This is a genomic window from Bradyrhizobium sp. SZCCHNR1002 (genome assembly GCF_032381435.1).
GTDB lineage: Bacteria > Pseudomonadota > Alphaproteobacteria > Rhizobiales > Xanthobacteraceae > Bradyrhizobium > Bradyrhizobium aeschynomenes.
The window spans coordinates 1,256,178-1,270,916 of sequence record NZ_JAUHIS010000001.1 but is presented as its reverse complement, the minus strand read 5'-3'; the positions used below and the strand labels follow the sequence as shown (position 1 = coordinate 1,270,916).

At 65.8% G+C, this 14,739-nt stretch carries 12 protein-coding genes; 5 read left to right on the top strand and 7 right to left on the bottom strand.

From position 1 onward, the window contains the following. Window positions 1-172 precede the first annotated feature (172 nt). Window positions 173-1,141: an SDR family NAD(P)-dependent oxidoreductase gene (locus QX108_RS05670; protein WP_315720484.1), complete on the top strand. Its 969-nt coding sequence runs from the start codon at window positions 173-175 to the stop codon at window positions 1,139-1,141. Window positions 1,142-1,546: 405 nt separating this feature from the next. On the opposite strand, the gene QX108_RS05665 is transcribed toward QX108_RS05670, so the two are convergent. The 3 genes from QX108_RS05665 to QX108_RS05655 form a co-directional block, all read right to left on the bottom strand. Then, window positions 1,547-2,026 carry a GcrA family cell cycle regulator gene (locus QX108_RS05665; protein ID WP_172109694.1) on the bottom strand — a complete coding sequence of 160 codons (480 nt, stop codon included), beginning with the start codon at window positions 2,024-2,026 and terminating at the stop codon, window positions 1,547-1,549. A gap of 83 nt (window positions 2,027-2,109) precedes the next feature. After that, on the bottom strand, window positions 2,110-2,307 hold the full coding sequence (locus tag QX108_RS05660; RefSeq protein ID WP_006614936.1) for a hypothetical protein: 198 nt from the start codon (window positions 2,305-2,307) through the stop codon (window positions 2,110-2,112). A 989-nt stretch (window positions 2,308-3,296) separates the two neighbouring features. Further along, window positions 3,297-4,238 carry an acetamidase/formamidase family protein gene (locus tag QX108_RS05655; RefSeq protein ID WP_315720483.1) on the bottom strand — a complete coding sequence of 314 codons (942 nt, stop codon included), beginning with the start codon at window positions 4,236-4,238 and terminating at the stop codon, window positions 3,297-3,299. Window positions 4,239-4,368: 130 nt separating this feature from the next. Between QX108_RS05655 and QX108_RS05650 the strand changes: the two genes are divergently transcribed. Continuing rightward, window positions 4,369-5,157 (top strand): YdcF family protein, encoded by a 789-nt coding sequence (locus QX108_RS05650; RefSeq protein WP_172109692.1) that lies wholly within the window; start codon window positions 4,369-4,371, stop codon window positions 5,155-5,157. On the opposite strand, the gene QX108_RS05645 is transcribed toward QX108_RS05650, so the two are convergent. Further along, window positions 5,154-7,001 carry a tetratricopeptide repeat protein gene (locus tag QX108_RS05645; protein ID WP_315779474.1) on the bottom strand — a complete coding sequence of 616 codons (1,848 nt, stop codon included), beginning with the start codon at window positions 6,999-7,001 and terminating at the stop codon, window positions 5,154-5,156. The two genes, QX108_RS05650 and QX108_RS05645, sit on opposite strands and share 4 nt — an antisense overlap. A 186-nt stretch (window positions 7,002-7,187) precedes the next feature. Between QX108_RS05645 and QX108_RS05640 the strand changes: the two genes are divergently transcribed. The 3 genes from QX108_RS05640 (at window position 7,188) to QX108_RS05630 (ending at window position 10,496) form a co-directional block, all read left to right on the top strand. Further along, complete coding sequence (locus QX108_RS05640) at window positions 7,188-7,973, top strand: DUF169 domain-containing protein (protein ID WP_315720481.1); 786 nt, start codon at window positions 7,188-7,190, stop codon at window positions 7,971-7,973. Window positions 7,974-8,099: 126 nt separating this feature from the next. Continuing rightward, window positions 8,100-9,278, top strand: coding sequence for a saccharopine dehydrogenase family protein (locus QX108_RS05635; RefSeq protein WP_315779472.1), 1,179 nt, complete (start codon window positions 8,100-8,102; stop codon window positions 9,276-9,278). 39 nt (window positions 9,279-9,317) lie between these two features. Then, window positions 9,318-10,496 carry a saccharopine dehydrogenase family protein gene (locus QX108_RS05630; protein WP_315779470.1) on the top strand — a complete coding sequence of 393 codons (1,179 nt, stop codon included), beginning with the start codon at window positions 9,318-9,320 and terminating at the stop codon, window positions 10,494-10,496. Here the strand turns inward: QX108_RS05630 and QX108_RS05625 are convergent. The 3 genes from QX108_RS05625 to QX108_RS05615 all read right to left on the bottom strand — a co-directional run bounded on the left by QX108_RS05625 (window position 10,493) and on the right by QX108_RS05615 (window position 14,701). Then, on the bottom strand, window positions 10,493-11,767 hold the full coding sequence (locus tag QX108_RS05625; RefSeq protein WP_315779468.1) for an O-antigen ligase family protein: 1,275 nt from the start codon (window positions 11,765-11,767) through the stop codon (window positions 10,493-10,495). The genes QX108_RS05630 and QX108_RS05625 overlap by 4 nt on opposite strands. 87 nt (window positions 11,768-11,854) lie before the next feature. Beyond that, window positions 11,855-13,384: an undecaprenyl-phosphate glucose phosphotransferase gene (locus tag QX108_RS05620; protein ID WP_315720478.1), complete on the bottom strand. Its 1,530-nt coding sequence runs from the start codon at window positions 13,382-13,384 to the stop codon at window positions 11,855-11,857. Between the two features lie 153 nt (window positions 13,385-13,537). After that, the gene (locus QX108_RS05615; protein ID WP_315779515.1) at window positions 13,538-14,701 is read right to left on the bottom strand and encodes a glycosyltransferase family 4 protein; all 1,164 of its coding nucleotides are present in this window, start codon (window positions 14,699-14,701) and stop codon (window positions 13,538-13,540) included. Between the last annotated feature and the right edge of the window lie 38 nt (window positions 14,702-14,739).

The following is a 14,739-nucleotide window of genomic DNA, read 5'->3' as shown; positions in this document are numbered from 1 at the left end:
GGGTTCAACCCGGGCGTGAAATGTTTCGCTTCCGCGCTGCAACGGAGATCGTCGACATCGGCTCTGGTCAGGCGCGCCAAACGCCCTAAGCTCATCCCCGCGTTCCGAGAAGAGAACGAGCAAGTCGCCGGGACGGCCGCGGCCGACCCGCAGCAGGGAAGGACAGACGTCGATGAAGGATTTCGCCGGCAGGATCGCTGTGATCACCGGAGGCGGCACGGGCATGGGCCGCGAGCTGGCGCGCCAGCTCGTCGCTGAGGGCTGCAACGTCGCGATGTGCGACGTCTCGGCCGAGGCGATGGCCGAGACCAAGCGGCTGTGCGAGTCGGAGGGACTGCCGCAGGGCCTGCGCGTCACCACCCACGTCGCCGACGTCTCGATCGAGGCGCAGCTGCAGCGTTTCCGCGATGAGCTCATCGAGCAGCAGGCGACCGACAAGATCCATCTGCTGTTCAACAATGCCGGCATCGGCGGCGGCGGCAGCCTGTTCACCAATTCCCGTGAACAATGGGAGCGCACCTTCAACATCTGCTGGGGCGGCGTCTATCTCGGCGTCCGCACCTTCCTGCCGATGCTGCTGAAGGCCGACGAAGCCCACATCGTCAACACGTCCAGCGTCAACGGCTTCTGGGCCTCGGTCGGCATGGGCGTCTCGCACACCGCCTACAGCGCCGCGAAATTCGCGGTGAAGGGTTTTACCGAAGCGCTGATCAACGACCTCCGCCTCAACGCTCCGCACATCAAATGCTCGGTGGTCATGCCCGGCCATATCGGCACGTCGATCGTCTCGAACTCGCGCAAGGTCCAGAGCGGCGGCGAGTCGGACGAGCTCAGCGAGACCGAGCTCGCCCAGGCCCGCCAGCGCATGAAGGGCATGGGCATCGACGTGTCAGCGATGAGCGATGCCGACATCCAGAACGCCGCCCGCGAACGCGCCCGCAGCTTCCTCGAGGACGCGCCGACCACGGCCGCGCAGGCGGCGAAGATCATCCTCGACGGCGTGAAAGCCGAGCAGTGGCGCATCCTGGTCGGGGAGGATGCGAAGCTCCTGGACATGCGCGTGCGGCAGTCGCCGGAGCAGGCCTACGAGCCGGAATTCTTCCAGCGCTTCGCGCAGGAGGCGGGGTGGAAGCTGGGGTAGGGAATACCTGTTAGTTGTGGACATCGCTCGTACGGCGCGGACAGTGAGTTCCCCTCCCCCTTGCGGGCAGGGCTATCGCATATCGCGATCGATGTTTTGCGCCCATCTCCCTCCGCGTCGTCATGGCCGGGCTTGTCCCGGCCATCCACGTCGTCCAGCATGCTGAGAACGACGTGGATGCCCGGGACAAGCCCGGGCATGACGATGTGGAGACGGTTTCGCGACACACTCAGATTGACCATATGCGATAGCCCTGCCCTGGAGGGGAGGGGAGACGAGACCGCCGCGCCGTCCTCGCAGAACGCGGCGACCGAGCGAAGCGTAGCAGCGTACGTCAGCTCTCTCTATGCGAGCTTTGCTGCCTGTGGGCGGGCGCTCCGAGACCTGAGTGCGGCAGATTGCTGCTCACCGCGACGACGCCACCCGATACGCCATCCGTGTGTGGCTCGGGCAATACGGCAAACCCTCGATCGGCTTCGAGCCGCAGAAGCAGAAATCATCCGCGCCGGGCGTCGAGATCGGCCAGCGGCAGCGTTCCTTGGAGAGTTCGAACAGCGAGCAGCCGTTCTCGACGGGGCCGGCGGGCGGCTCCTCGACCATGATCGGCGGCGGATCGTTGCTCACCGCGCGCAGGATGCGGCGCCGCAGTTTCGGCACCGGGCGGCGCGCGCCGTCGCGGGTGGTCTCGGCGCGCACCACGCGCCTGGAGTCGCCGCCATTGTCGCGCGTCAGCGCGAGGCGGGAGATCTTGCCGATCACGGCATTGCGGCTGACGCCGAGCTCGGCGGCGATCTCGCGGCAGGTCAGCCCGGCTTCAAAGTGCTGCTTCAGGGCCCGGAGGCGTTCCTCGGTCCAGGTGGGTTGGGTCTGTCGTTCGGCGGGCATTGTTGTCGCTTCCAAGTTTGATCCGTCCTGGATCGTCCTGGCCGACGGCCGCACCGAAACTGTCGCCGCGTGTCGTGTCCCTGTTAGGCCCGTCCGTTGTCGCGAATCGACAGCAGCCCGTCCTTGATGGCGAGCCGGATGCCTTCTTCAATCAACGTTCTGCAGACACCCGGAACGCTGGTGCCGTGGGTGCCCTGTTTCACGAGCTTTTCGAGATAGCCAATGGTTGCCAGGGCCAGGGTTACGGGGATGCGGTCAGTTTCGGCTTTTTCCGTCGCCATGCCTAAAAGCTAGTCCGTAACCGGTGTACAGAAAAGTAACTTTTTAGACTCTATTAGGAATCCAATAGGTTGTACAGCGTCCTGGGGATAAGTGGTTAAACTATTGAATTTTATAGAAATCTGACGAATCGGGTGGGTCGCGGCGGTGACTCTCCGCGCGCTCGGCGAGTCCGGGCCCGGATGGTACGGTGCACGAGCGGGTGGAGAGGATTCGCGGCGCAACCAATGGAACTTCATCATGCGTCGGTCTCCCCCGGCCGATCGGGTGTTCGCCCCGGTTGCGCACGGCGAGTCGGGAACCGCCTCGAGCGAGGATGCGTTCGGCAATTTCTATAATCCAGAAAATAACGCTTTCGTTTTTCCGGAAATCGTGCTCTATTGCACGCATCCCGCCTCACTCGGAAGGGGCGTTGCGCGCGATCGTCACGACACGCGAGGCGGGGAGCGATGGCCGCGAGCGAGCCGCAGCGTGTCCGAGAGGATGCGCGGACGAACGGTTCGGCGCGGACGTGAAGTCGCAGCGTGCTGGCACCCCGATGCTGGTGCTACGTTCGTGACGGCGCTTGCGCGCCGCGCGGGCAATGGTGGCCAACAAGCCCGGCGCACCAGGCAGACTGCGTATAAGCGTGAAGACCATCGCGCAGGGAAGGCCGGGCGTTTCTCGGCTGCACCTGTGGTACCTGCCGCCTGCATTTTTTCTCGCAGGCGGGCCGCAGGCGTCAGCCGACGCCTGGCCTTCCCTGCGCCCTCCGAACTTCGTGAGGGTGAGATGAGCGGCATGACTCGGCGCGAGCGGCGCGCGAGGATGAAAACGCTTGTCTGTTGGGATAGGCGAGGGCGCGTCACATTCGATCGTCATCCCCGCGCAGGCGGGGATCCAGTACGCCGCGGCCTATCGAGGACCCACCATGGCCGCGGAGTACTGGGTCGCCCGGTCAAGCCGGGCGACGACAATGGAGCGAGCCGCGCGAGCGCGGCCCACGACGACCTCACCCGTGCACGACCGACTTCGCGATCATGCAATGAATGCCCTTGGAGCCGTTGACCGTCTGCGTCACCCGCAGATCCGCCGCGAGGCTGCACAGCGTGTAGGCGTCCTCGCGCGACAGATTGCGCTTCTCGCCGAGCAGCACGATCATGTCGCGCAGCGCGCGCACCACGCACTGGTCGAGATCCGGGTCCATCGCCATCGTCATGTAATGCGTGGCGGTCTCGGCGCGCGGATAGTCGAATTTGAGATCCTTGCGCACGGTGAGACGAAAGCGGCCCTGAAGCGCGGTCTCGATCGCGGTGACGCAGACCTCGCCATCGCCCTGCACGCCATGGCCGTCGCCGCAGGAGAACAGCGCGCCCGGCACGAACACCGGCAGATAGAGCTTCGCGCCGGGCCTAAGCTCCTTGTTGTCGAGATTGCCGCCCATCGCGCGCGGGATCAGCGAGGTGATGCGGCCCCAGGCCGGCGGCGGCGCTACGCCCATCACGCCGAAGAACGGCGCCAGCGGCAGCTCCAGCCCCCACGGCATCTTGCCGACCATGCGCTCCCGGTCGAGCGGGATGTTCATCAGCCGGCTCTCGTGGAAATCGTCGGGCAGGGTGCCGGCCAGCGGACGGATGAAATTGTAGCCCCAGTCCTGGCGCAGCTGCACGTCGAGGATGTCGACCTCCAGCACGTCACCGACCTCGGCGCCATGGACCGCGATCGGCCCCGTCAGGATGTGGCCGGGCACCATGCGCTCACTGCGGGCGTGAACGTCGAACAGTTCCGGCGGCACGTGGAATTTGCTGGTATCGGGCACCACGTCGGGCCCGCCGCTGATCGAGTCGATCGTGACCTCGTCACCGCTGTCGACCGTGAGCACCGGCTTCAGCCGGGATTCGAAGAAGCCCCAATGGCAGGTCTCGGGGCTGGCGTGCAGATGGTGATGGGCCATGATGCTCTCATTGTTGCCGGATCTCGCCCGAGCTTAGCGCATCCGATCGCGTTCGCGGAGAGATGGCGACGCATGGCGGCTGTCGTGTATGAGGGCGGCCATACGATCTCACCCCGCGCCGGAGCCCGGAATGTTCTTCGTCCTGTCCAAGACGCTCGGCCTGCTGGCACTGCCGACCAATTTCATGATTGCGCTGGGCCTCGTCGGCGCCATCCTGATGCCGACGCGGTTCACCGTGCTGGGGCGCAGGCTGGTCGTCACGGCCATGCTGCTGCTGGCGATCGTCGGCCTGACGCCGCTCGGCAGCCTGATGCTCTCTCCGCTGGAGAGCCGGTTTCCGAAATGGGACCCGGCGAAGGGCGCGCCGGACGGCATCATCGTGCTCGGCGGTCCCGTCGACTCCGACCTCTCGGTGATGTACGGCATGCCGGTGACGGTGGCGGGCGCCGACCGGGTGATCCAGGCCGCGGTGCTGGCGCGGCGCTATCCGAATGCGCGAATCCTGTTCACGGGCGGCAGCGCCAACCTGATCGCGACCGAGGCCAAGGAGGCCGACGTCGGCGCAGAAATCCTGGAGAGCCTCGGCGTGCCCAAGGAGCGCCTGCTGCTGGAGCGGCAATCGCGCAACACCTACGAGAACGCGATCTTCTCCAAGGCGATGATTGCGCCGAAGCCGGGCGAGCGCTGGCTGCTGGTGACCTCAGCCTATCACATGCCGCGCTCGGTCGGGCTGTTCCGGAAAGCGGGCTTTCCGGTCGAGCCCTATCCGGTCGACTGGCGCGTCGGTCGCGTGCTCGAATTCGACGGCATCTCGCTGCTCGGCCTGCGGCGCGCCGACATCGCCGTGCGCGAATGGGTCGGGCTCTTGGCCTACCGCCTGCGCGGTCGCACCGACGATCTGTTTCCGGGACCGACCTAGGCCGTCGTCTTGTTGAAGCCGGTGCTCATCGCCGCGAGCTCGGTGCACACGGCGTGCACGACCGGCTCGAAGCGGCGACCGGCGTCCTGGCGGAACAGCCGCGCGCTCGGATACCACGGGCTGTCGTGGCGATCCCTGAGCCAGCGCCAGTCGGCGAGGTGCGGCAGCATGATCCAGGTCGGCCGTCCGAGCGTCGCGGCGAGATGCGCGGTGCTGGTGCAGACGGTGACGACCACGTCGAGACAGGACATCAGGGCCGCCGTTTCGGCGAAGTCGGCCAGATCAGCCGTGAGGTCGCGGATGCGGCTCTGCTGCGCGAGCAGCGCCCGGTCCGCTGGCCGCAGCTCTTTTTGCAGGCTGATGAAATCCGCCGCGACATCGAGCAGCGGCAGCAGCGTCGACAGCGGCATCGAGCGGTTGCCGTCGTTGGCCTGGTGCGGATTGCCGGACCAGACGAGGCCGACGCGCAGCCGGTCGTGCCCACCGAGCCGCTGCTCCCAGGCGGCGACGCGATCGGCCGGCGGCGGGGGCAGATAGTTGGCCGGTGGGATGGTGTCGAGCGTGGTGCCGAAGGCGAGCGGCAGGCTCATGATCGGACAATGCATGTCGAAGGCCGGCCGCTGCAGGTCCGGCGTGAAGGCGAGGCACTGCGACACGCCGTCGATGCCGGCCATCAGCCGCCGCAGCGGCTCGCGTACGACCAGGATCACCTTGGCGCCGCGCGCCGCGACCATCGGCAGATAGCGCGCGAACTGGATGTTGTCGCCGAAGCCTTCGTCCTCCTCGACCAGGATGGTCTTGCCGGAGATATCCTCCTGGCCCAACCATTTTGGCTGCGTGAAACGCGGATAGTCGGGCGAGAAATCCGGCATGTTCCAGCGCGCCTCGCGGTGCGCCCAGCCGGCGGCATAGTCGCCGCATTGCAGCTCGATATGGGCGAGCTGCCATTCTGCTTTGGCGTTGTCCGGTTCGAGCGCAAGGACCTTGCGGTAGACCGCGGCAGCCTCCTCGAAACGCAGTGCTTGCAGCAGCGCGAAGCCCTTGTTGTGCAGCACGTCGACGAAGCCCGGCCGCAGCGCCAATGCCCTGTCGAACCAGACCAGCGCCTCGTCGATCCGGCGCAGGCAGACGAGGGCATCGCCGAGATTGTTGCAGACGAGCGCATCGTCGGGCGCCAGCGCCTGCGCGCGCTCGCAATCCGCCAAATAGTCGTCGTAGCGCTTCAGCTCGCGGACGCATCTGGCACGCATCTGCAGCGATTGCAGGTCGTTCGGCTGCTGCGCCAGGCACACCGTGAAGGCCTGCGCGGCCTCGTCATAGCGCTGCTGCTGATGCAGCAGCAGGCCGCTCTGGAATGCGGACTCCCGATGCGCGGGATCGATGGTGAGGGCATGCTGATAGCTCAACAGCGCCTCGGCACCGCGATCCAGCGCCAGCAGCACGCCGCCCATGTGCTTCCACAATTCGGCGTCGTCGGGCCTGAGCTGGATCGCCTTGTCGAACACCGCGAGCGCGTCGTCGAGCCGGCCCATCTGCTTGAGCGTGAAGCCGAGGCTGGTGAGATAGTCGATCTTCGGGCTCTGCCGAATGGCGCGCGAGAACCAGGCCACGGCGTGGTCGTGCTGCCCGGTCTGCAGCGCGATGATGCCCATCAGCGCAAGGCTGTCGGCGTGGGTCGGCTCGGCCGCCAGCGCCTGCTCGCAGCAGACCTGCGCGTCGAGCAGGCGGCCGGCGCCGAGGTGGTGCAAGCCCGCCTCGTACAGGGCGGCCGGGGACAGAACGTTCGTTCCGCCCGGGCCGGCCGTTGCGCTCCTGGCGCCCTTCTTCCGGTCACTGCGGCTCATCGCGTCGTCCTGTCCAAGGATCGAAAATTCATAAGTGATTCCCGATGCATCGAGAAGGATCATAGTATGGCACGCGAGCCGGCGGGGCGGATTTGCTGGCATCATCAGGTGCGAGGGTCTAACAAGCGCCCCGAAGTCGAACCACGCGATGCACGGGCAGACGGTGCGGCAGGGAGGAAACGCCACATGCAACAGCCGAACGCGACAGACAGGCTGGACCTGGCGGCCATGGTGGCCGATCTCAACGGCCTGCTGCGGCTGAAGACGACGGTGATCGGCATCAAGATGTTCGCCCGCGTCGAGGACATGGAAGCGATCGAGAGGATCCGCCGTCCCAACGCGGTGCACACCACAGACCAGATCGTCAGCATGGCCGCGCGGCTGGGCTGGACCGTCGGCATCACCGGCGATGATCTCGTCGGCGCGCAATGCCGCGCGGTGATCGGGCTCGGCCCGCAGGACGAGACCTGGCTCGAGGGCGCGAACTATGTCGGAGTCTGGCACGGCACCGCGGAGGACGCCCGCAAGCGGCAGCAGGCGCTGGATGTCGTGCCGTTCGGGCAGTATCAGGCGATGGCGGTCAGCCCGCTGGCGAGCGGCCGGCTCGATCCGCCGGACATCTGCCTCGTCTACGCGACGCCGGGGCAGATGATCATCCTGATCAACGGCCTGCAATATGTCGGCTACAAGAAGTTCGAATGGGGCGTCGTCGGCGAGACCGCCTGCGCCGATTCCTGGGGCCGCGCGCTGAAGACCGGCGAGCCCAGCCTGTCGTTGCCGTGCTTCGCCGAGCGCCGCTACGGCGGCGTGCCCGATGAAGAAATGTTGATGGCGCTCAAGCCGGCCGATCTTGCCAAGGCGATCGCCGGCATGAAACAGCTGGCCAGGAACGGCCTGCGCTATCCGATCGCGCCCTACGGCATCCAGAACGACGTCCGCGCGGGAATGAATGTGTCTTACGGGAAGAAATGACATGCGCCGTCATTGCGACTGCAGCGAAGCAATCCAGGGCTGTGGACGGGACTCTGGATTGCTTCGTCGCGGCGCTCCTCGCAATGACGGGGCATTAAAATCGCAGCTGATCGCTAGGGAACAAGAATGACGTCATCCAAATTCGACCTCGTCGTCTACGGCGCCACCGGCTTCACGGGCAAGCTCGTCGCCGAATATCTCGCCACGCATTATCGCGGCGACAGCTCGCTGCGCTGGGCGATGGCCGGCCGCAGCCTGGACAAGCTCGCGGCCGTCCGCGACGAGATCAGCGCGCCCGGTGACACGCCGCTGATTGCGGCTGATGCGTCCGATCCGGAGTCGCTGAAAGCCATGGTGGCGCAGACCAAGCTGGTGCTGACCACCGTCGGTCCCTATCAGCTCTACGGCAACGAGCTGGTCGCCGCCTGCGCCGAGACCGGCACCGACTATGTCGACCTGTGCGGCGAGCCGGTGTGGATGCGGCAGATGATCGACAAGCATCAGGCCGCCGCGGAGAAGAGCGGCGCGCGCATCGTGTTCTCCTGCGGCTTCGATTCGGTGCCGTTCGAGCTCGGCGTCTACTTCGTGCAGCAGCAGGCCAAGAAGGTGCTCGGCGCAGCGGCGTCGCGCGTGAAGGGCCGCGTCCGCGGCATGAGCGGCACCTTGTCGGGCGGCACCGCCGCCAGCGCCAAGGCGACGTTCGATGCGGTGGCCAAGGATCTCAGCCTGGTTTCGGTCCTCAAGGATTCGTTCGCGCTGACGCCGGGCTTCAAGGGCCCGAAGCAGCCCTCCGGCAACAAGCCCGCCTATGAGGAGGATCTGCAGTCCTGGACGGCGCCGTTCATGATGGCCCTGATCAACACCCGCAACGTCCACCGCTCCAACATGCTGATGGGTTTTCCGTACGGCCAGGACTTCGTCTATGACGAGATGGTGCTGACGGGACCCGGCGAGAAGGGCGAGGCCAACGCCAAGAAGGTGATGGCGGCCAACGCCGAGAAGACAGGCCCGAACGCGCCGAAGCCGGGCGAGGGGCCATCGAAGGAGGAGCGCGACAACGGCTACTACAACCTGCTCTTCGTTGCGATTGGCCCCGACGGCCGCCAGGTCCGCGCCACCGTCAAGGGCGACCGCGACCCCGGCTACGGCTCGACCTCGAAGATGATCAGCGAATGCGCCGTCGGCCTGCTGCGCGACGGTGCCAGCGTGAAGGGCGGCTTCTGGACCCCGGGCGCGGCGCTCCGGGACAGCCTGATCAAGCGGCTGGTCGACAATGCCGGGCTGACGTTCACGGCGGAGGACTAAGAGCGGTGGAGCCCATCCGCATCGGTCCAGGGAGCTACGATGACGTCGGCTAAATTCGACATTGTCGTCTACGGGGCGACCGGCTTCACCGGCCAGCTTGTGGCCGAGTACCTCGCCACGCAATATCGCAGCGACACCAAGCTGACCTGGGCGATGGCCGGACGCAGCCTCGATAAGCTCGCGTCCGTGCGCGATGCGATTGGAGCGCCAGCCGACCTGCCGCTGATCGTCGCCGATTCCAGCGATCACGGCTCCATTCGCGCGATGGTCGATCAGGCCAGACTGGTGTTGACCACGGTCGGTCCCTATCAGCTCTACGGGACCGATCTGCTCGCCGCCTGCGTGGCCGCGGGGACCGACTATGTCGATCTCTGCGGCGAGCCGCTGTGGATGCACCAGATGATCGGGAAGTACCAAGCCGAGGCGGAGAACAATGGCGTAAGAGTCCTATTCTCGTGTGGCTTCGACTCGGTGCCATTCGAGCTCGCCGTGCTGTTCGTTCAGGAGCAGGCGAAGATGGTGCTCGGTGCCGTCCAGACACGCGTGAAGGGTCGCATTCGCGGCATGAGCGGTTCGCTGTCGGGCGGCACTGCGGCGAGCGCTAAGGCGACCGCGGCCGCATTGACTGCCGATCTGAGCCTCGTGGCGATCATGAAAGACCCGTTCGCGCTGACGCCGGGATTCAAGGGGCCGAAGCAGCCGCCGGCCAACCGACCGCTGTACGAGGAGGATTTCCAATCTTGGGCTGCGCCGTTTGCGATGGCGCTGGTCAACACGCGCAACATCCATCGTGCCAACATGCTGATGGGTTTTCCGTACGGCCAGGACTTCGTCTACGACGAGATGGTGCTGACGGGCGACGGCGAGCAGGGCGAGGCCAACGCCAAGTTGGTTGTGACGGCCAATGCTGAGAAGACCGGCCCGAATGCGCCCAAGGTCGGAGAGGGGCCATCGAAGGAGATACGCGACAACGGATATTTCGATCTGCTGTACGTCGCAATGTCTCCCGACGGACGGTGCGTTCGCGCGTCAGTGAAGGGGAAGGGTGATCCCGGCTATGGTCTGACGGCGAAGATGATCAGTGAATGCGCCGTCGGTCTGCTGCGCGATGGCGCTGGGGTGAATGGCGGGTTCTGGACCCCGGGCGCGGCACTCGGCGACAGCCTGATCAAGCGGCTGGTCGATCACGCCGGCCTGACGTTCACCGTGGAGGACTAAGAGGCTGCGAGGTGCGGACCCCTCCCTGCGGATCGGTTCGCCGCCACCTGATGGGCGCGGGTGGCGGCGATCATGCCCCACATCGTGCCGAGCATCAGGAAGAAATGCCGCCAATGGTCGGTGTCGATGATGAAGCTCTCGCCGACGGTTCCGAGAAAGGCCGCGAACACGGCGATGTAGGTGCGCTGCCAGGGCACGCGGACGAACAAATAGCGGAAGCCGAGAATGACGGTGGTGAAGACCAGAGCGGGATAGCAGATGCCGGATAGCCAGCCGCCCGACATGAAGGCGTTCAGATAGGAATTGTGGGTGTCCTCGGGGAAGTAGTTGTGGAACTGCAGCGGCCCGATCCCGAACGGCAGATCGAGCGCCATGTCGGCGCCGAGGATGTGGCGTCCGAAGCGTCCGAAGCGGCCCTCGTCATAGCTCTGGTCGAAGCTCGCCCGTTGCTTGAACATGTCGGCGATGGAGTCGATGGAGAGCAGCACGCCGATCAGGACGACGCCGGCGGCGGCCGCGGCGAGCGTCATGACAATGATGCGGGAGCGCTCTCGTGGCGATGTGCTGGTCAGCACCATCAGCACGAGCATGAAGGCGGCAGTCAGCACCAGGCCGCCCCAGGCTGCGCGCGAGAAGGCGAGCAGGATGCCGAGCGCGATGATGCCGAACGCGAAGCTGGCACGCAGCGTTGCGGCGAGGCGTGCCGTGACCACGTTCTGCAATGCGAGCAGCGCAGGCAGGATCAGAAACGCGCCGAGCACGTTGGGGTCCTTGAAGGTGCCGCGCGCGCGGCCGTAGAGAGTGAGCAGGTCGTAGCCGCCGGGCACCAGATGGAAATAGCCGGCGACGCCGGCGAGCGCCGCGATCGCGCCCCCCATGACGAGGCCGCGCCGGAGCATGTCCAGGCGCGCCGCGGTGTCATCAGAGGTCGCCAAGGCGAGGAACAGCGCCGTGAAGGCCATGTACCAGGAGGTCGCGATCCAGGTTGCGATCTTGGAGTCATCGAGCAGCGGAACGGCGCTGATCGTGTATCCCAGATTGACCAGGAACAGCAGCAGGAGAAGAGGCAGGAAGACCAGCCGCAGTCGCATCCCGGTCGCGATGAAGACCGCCGCGGAAGCAAGCGTCACGACCTCATAGGGGCTGGGCTCGATGAACACGATCGCGCCGGACGCGCCGGCCAGCCAGAGAAGCGCGCGCTGCAGAGCGACCACGCCCGGAGGGGCGATGGGTCTCGACGCAAAGTCTCCTTCAGCCGCCGTCATGGCCATCGCGAACTCACACTCATACGCAACGCGCGGCGGGACCGACCTGACACAAGAACGAAGCGGACTGGCCGCCGCTCCGCATCCCGGAATTCAGTAAGCGTTCTCGCTCTTGGTCATCAGCGCCAGCGGCGTCTTGAGCAGGATGTAGAGGTCGAACAGCACGGACCAGTTCTCGATGTAATAAAGGTCGAACTCGACGCGCTTCTGGATCTTCTCCTGGTTGTCGATCTCGCCCCGCCAGCCGTTGATCTGCGCCCAGCCGGTGATGCCCGGTTTGACGCGGTGGCGGGCGAAGTAGCCATCGACGGCCTCGTCGAACATCCGGTTCTGCAGTTTGCCCTGCACCGCATGCGGCCTGGGACCGACGAGCGAGAGGTTGCCCTTGAAGACCACGTTGAACAGCTGCGGAAGCTCGTCGAGGCTGGTCTTGCGGATGAAGCGGCCGACGCGGGTGACACGCGGGTCGTTCTTGGTGACGACCTTGGACGCCGTGGGGTCGGCCTGGTGGTGGTATAGCGAGCGGAACTTGAAGACGTCGATGCGTTCGTTGTTGAAGCCGAACCGCTTCTGCCGGAACAGCACCGGCCCCGGGCTGTCGAGCTTGATCGCAAGCGCGACGAGGGCCATCACCGGCAGCGCCAGCAGCAGGATCAGCCCGCCGACCAACCGGTCGAACAGCTGCTTCATCACCAGATCCCAGTCGGTGATGGGGGCCTCGAACACGTCGAGAGTAGGGACCGCGCCGAGATAGGAATAGGAGCGCGGCCGGAAGCGCAGCTTGTTGGTGTGGGCCGACAGCCGGATGTCGACCGGCAACACCCACAGCTTCTTCAGCATGTCGAGGATGCGGGTCTCCGCCGAGATCGGCAGTGCGAACAGCACGAGGTCCACGCGGGTGCGGCGGGCGAATTCGACGATGTCGTCGACCTTGCCGAGCTTCGGCGCGCCGGCGCAGGTCTCGAGCGACCGCGAGTCGTTGCGATCATCGAACACGCCGAGGATTTCGATCTCGGAATCGTCCTGCGCCTTCAGCGCGCGCACCAGGTCCTCGCCGCTCTGGTCGGCGCCGACGATGATGGTCCGGCGGTCGAGGCGGCCATGCTTGGCCCAACTGCGAATGAGATTGCGCAGCACGACGCGGCTCGCGATCAGCGCGCCGAGGCCGACGAAGAAGAAAGCGGCAAGCCAAAGCCGGGAGACCTCGCTGCCGATCTTGGCGAAGAAGGAGAGGCCGATGAACAGCAGGAAGACGAAGCAGTAGGAGGAGATCATCCGCGTCATCTGCCGCACCTGGGCGCGGAAGACCTGGATCTGGTAGATGTCCGCTGCCTGGAAGCAGACCACGGCGCTCACCGCGAGCCCGATGATGGCCGCGAGGTACTCCCAATGGAAGCCGCTGAGCGGAACGACGTAGCCGAAGTAAACGATGCTGCCGACGACGCTCAGCAGCACGAAATCGGTGATGCGGACGACGCCGGCGAGGACGATCGGAGAATACGCGCGGTGAACTTTCTCGTTGGCGACGGCCAGCGCAGCAGGCGACAGGCGTCGGCGCCGTTCAACGGCCGGCTGTCCGGCCCCTGCGGTCGATGCGGCCGTGGCCGCAGCAGCATCCAGCATCGAGCGAGCGTTGATCGGTTCCACAGTCGTACAAGCCCGGATTATGTTTGTTAGTATTTGTGGTCATGTAAGCGCTGATAGCGCCGGGGGAAATTCCCCACCGGCGGGATTAAAGGGCAAATCGGAAGAAACGGTTAGCGATGGTAAATGGGGTCAGGTCTTGGTAAATGCTTCGCGGTAGCTGTCGAGCACGCCCTCGACCATCGCCTTCTGCGAAAAGTGCTGGAATACGCGTTCGCGCAGAGCTTTTGCACGGAGCTGCGCGGTAGCGGGATCATCGAGCGCGGCCGCGATCGCGTCCGCAAGGGCGTGAACGTTGCTCGGCGTGAACAGCGCCTCGCTGTGCGGGCCGAAGATCTCCGGAATGCCGCCGATCCTGGCCGCGATCATCGGAACCCCGGCGGCGCCAGCTTCAATGACGACGTAAGGCATGGAATCGCCGCGCGAGGGGACGACGAGCAGACGTCCCTTGGAGAAGCCATCGCGGGCCCGGACATGTCCGATGAAGCGGACCGAGGACGTCAGACCAAGACGTTCCACCTGCGCCTTGAGGCGGGGCATCTCCTCGCCGTCGCCGCCCAGCGTGAGCGTCAGCGCCCGCCCGCCTGCGCGCAATTGGGCCACGGCGTCGACCAGGAGATCGGCCCCCTTGATGTGCCGGAACTCGCCGACATAAGCGAGGTCGGTTTGATCGGCGGCCGGCGTTACGGGATCGAATTCGCCGGCCGTCACGCCGTTGAAGACGCAATGAACGAGACCCTGGGGATGGCCGATCATGCGCTCATAGGTATCGCGAGCGAACACGCTCTCGAACAGGAACAGGTCGGTCCGGTTCATCAGCGCCCGTTCCAGGCGTCCGTACAGTGCGCCCTTGAGCGTGTTGCGCGGGTAATGCAGGGAGCCGCCATGCGGGGTGTAGATGCGGATCGTGCCGGGCCGATGCGGAAGCATGCGGACGAACGCACCCGCTTTCGCACCATGGCCGTGCAGGACGTCCGGGCCCAAGGTGCGCGCCAGCCGATAGAACCGGCTCAGTGCGATGACGTCGGTCGGCCAGGGCTCGCGATGAATCGGCACGCGATGGACGCCGAGCGTCAATCGGGGCGCAATCTGCGCCAGTGCCGCATCCGCGCGCTCTCCGCCCGTCAGGCTGTCCGCGACGATGCCGACATCGTGGCCGCGATCGACCTGGCCGTTGGCGAGGTCGAGGATGTGTCGAAAGATGCCGCCGACCGGAGCTCTCACCGCATGAAGGATCTTCAGGGGCCTGTCCAATGACGGCGCCGTGCCGCGCTGGTCCGTGCCGTCGGCCGGCACGTGCCTTGGCCAGGCGCCGCTGCGCGAGCTGATCGGAC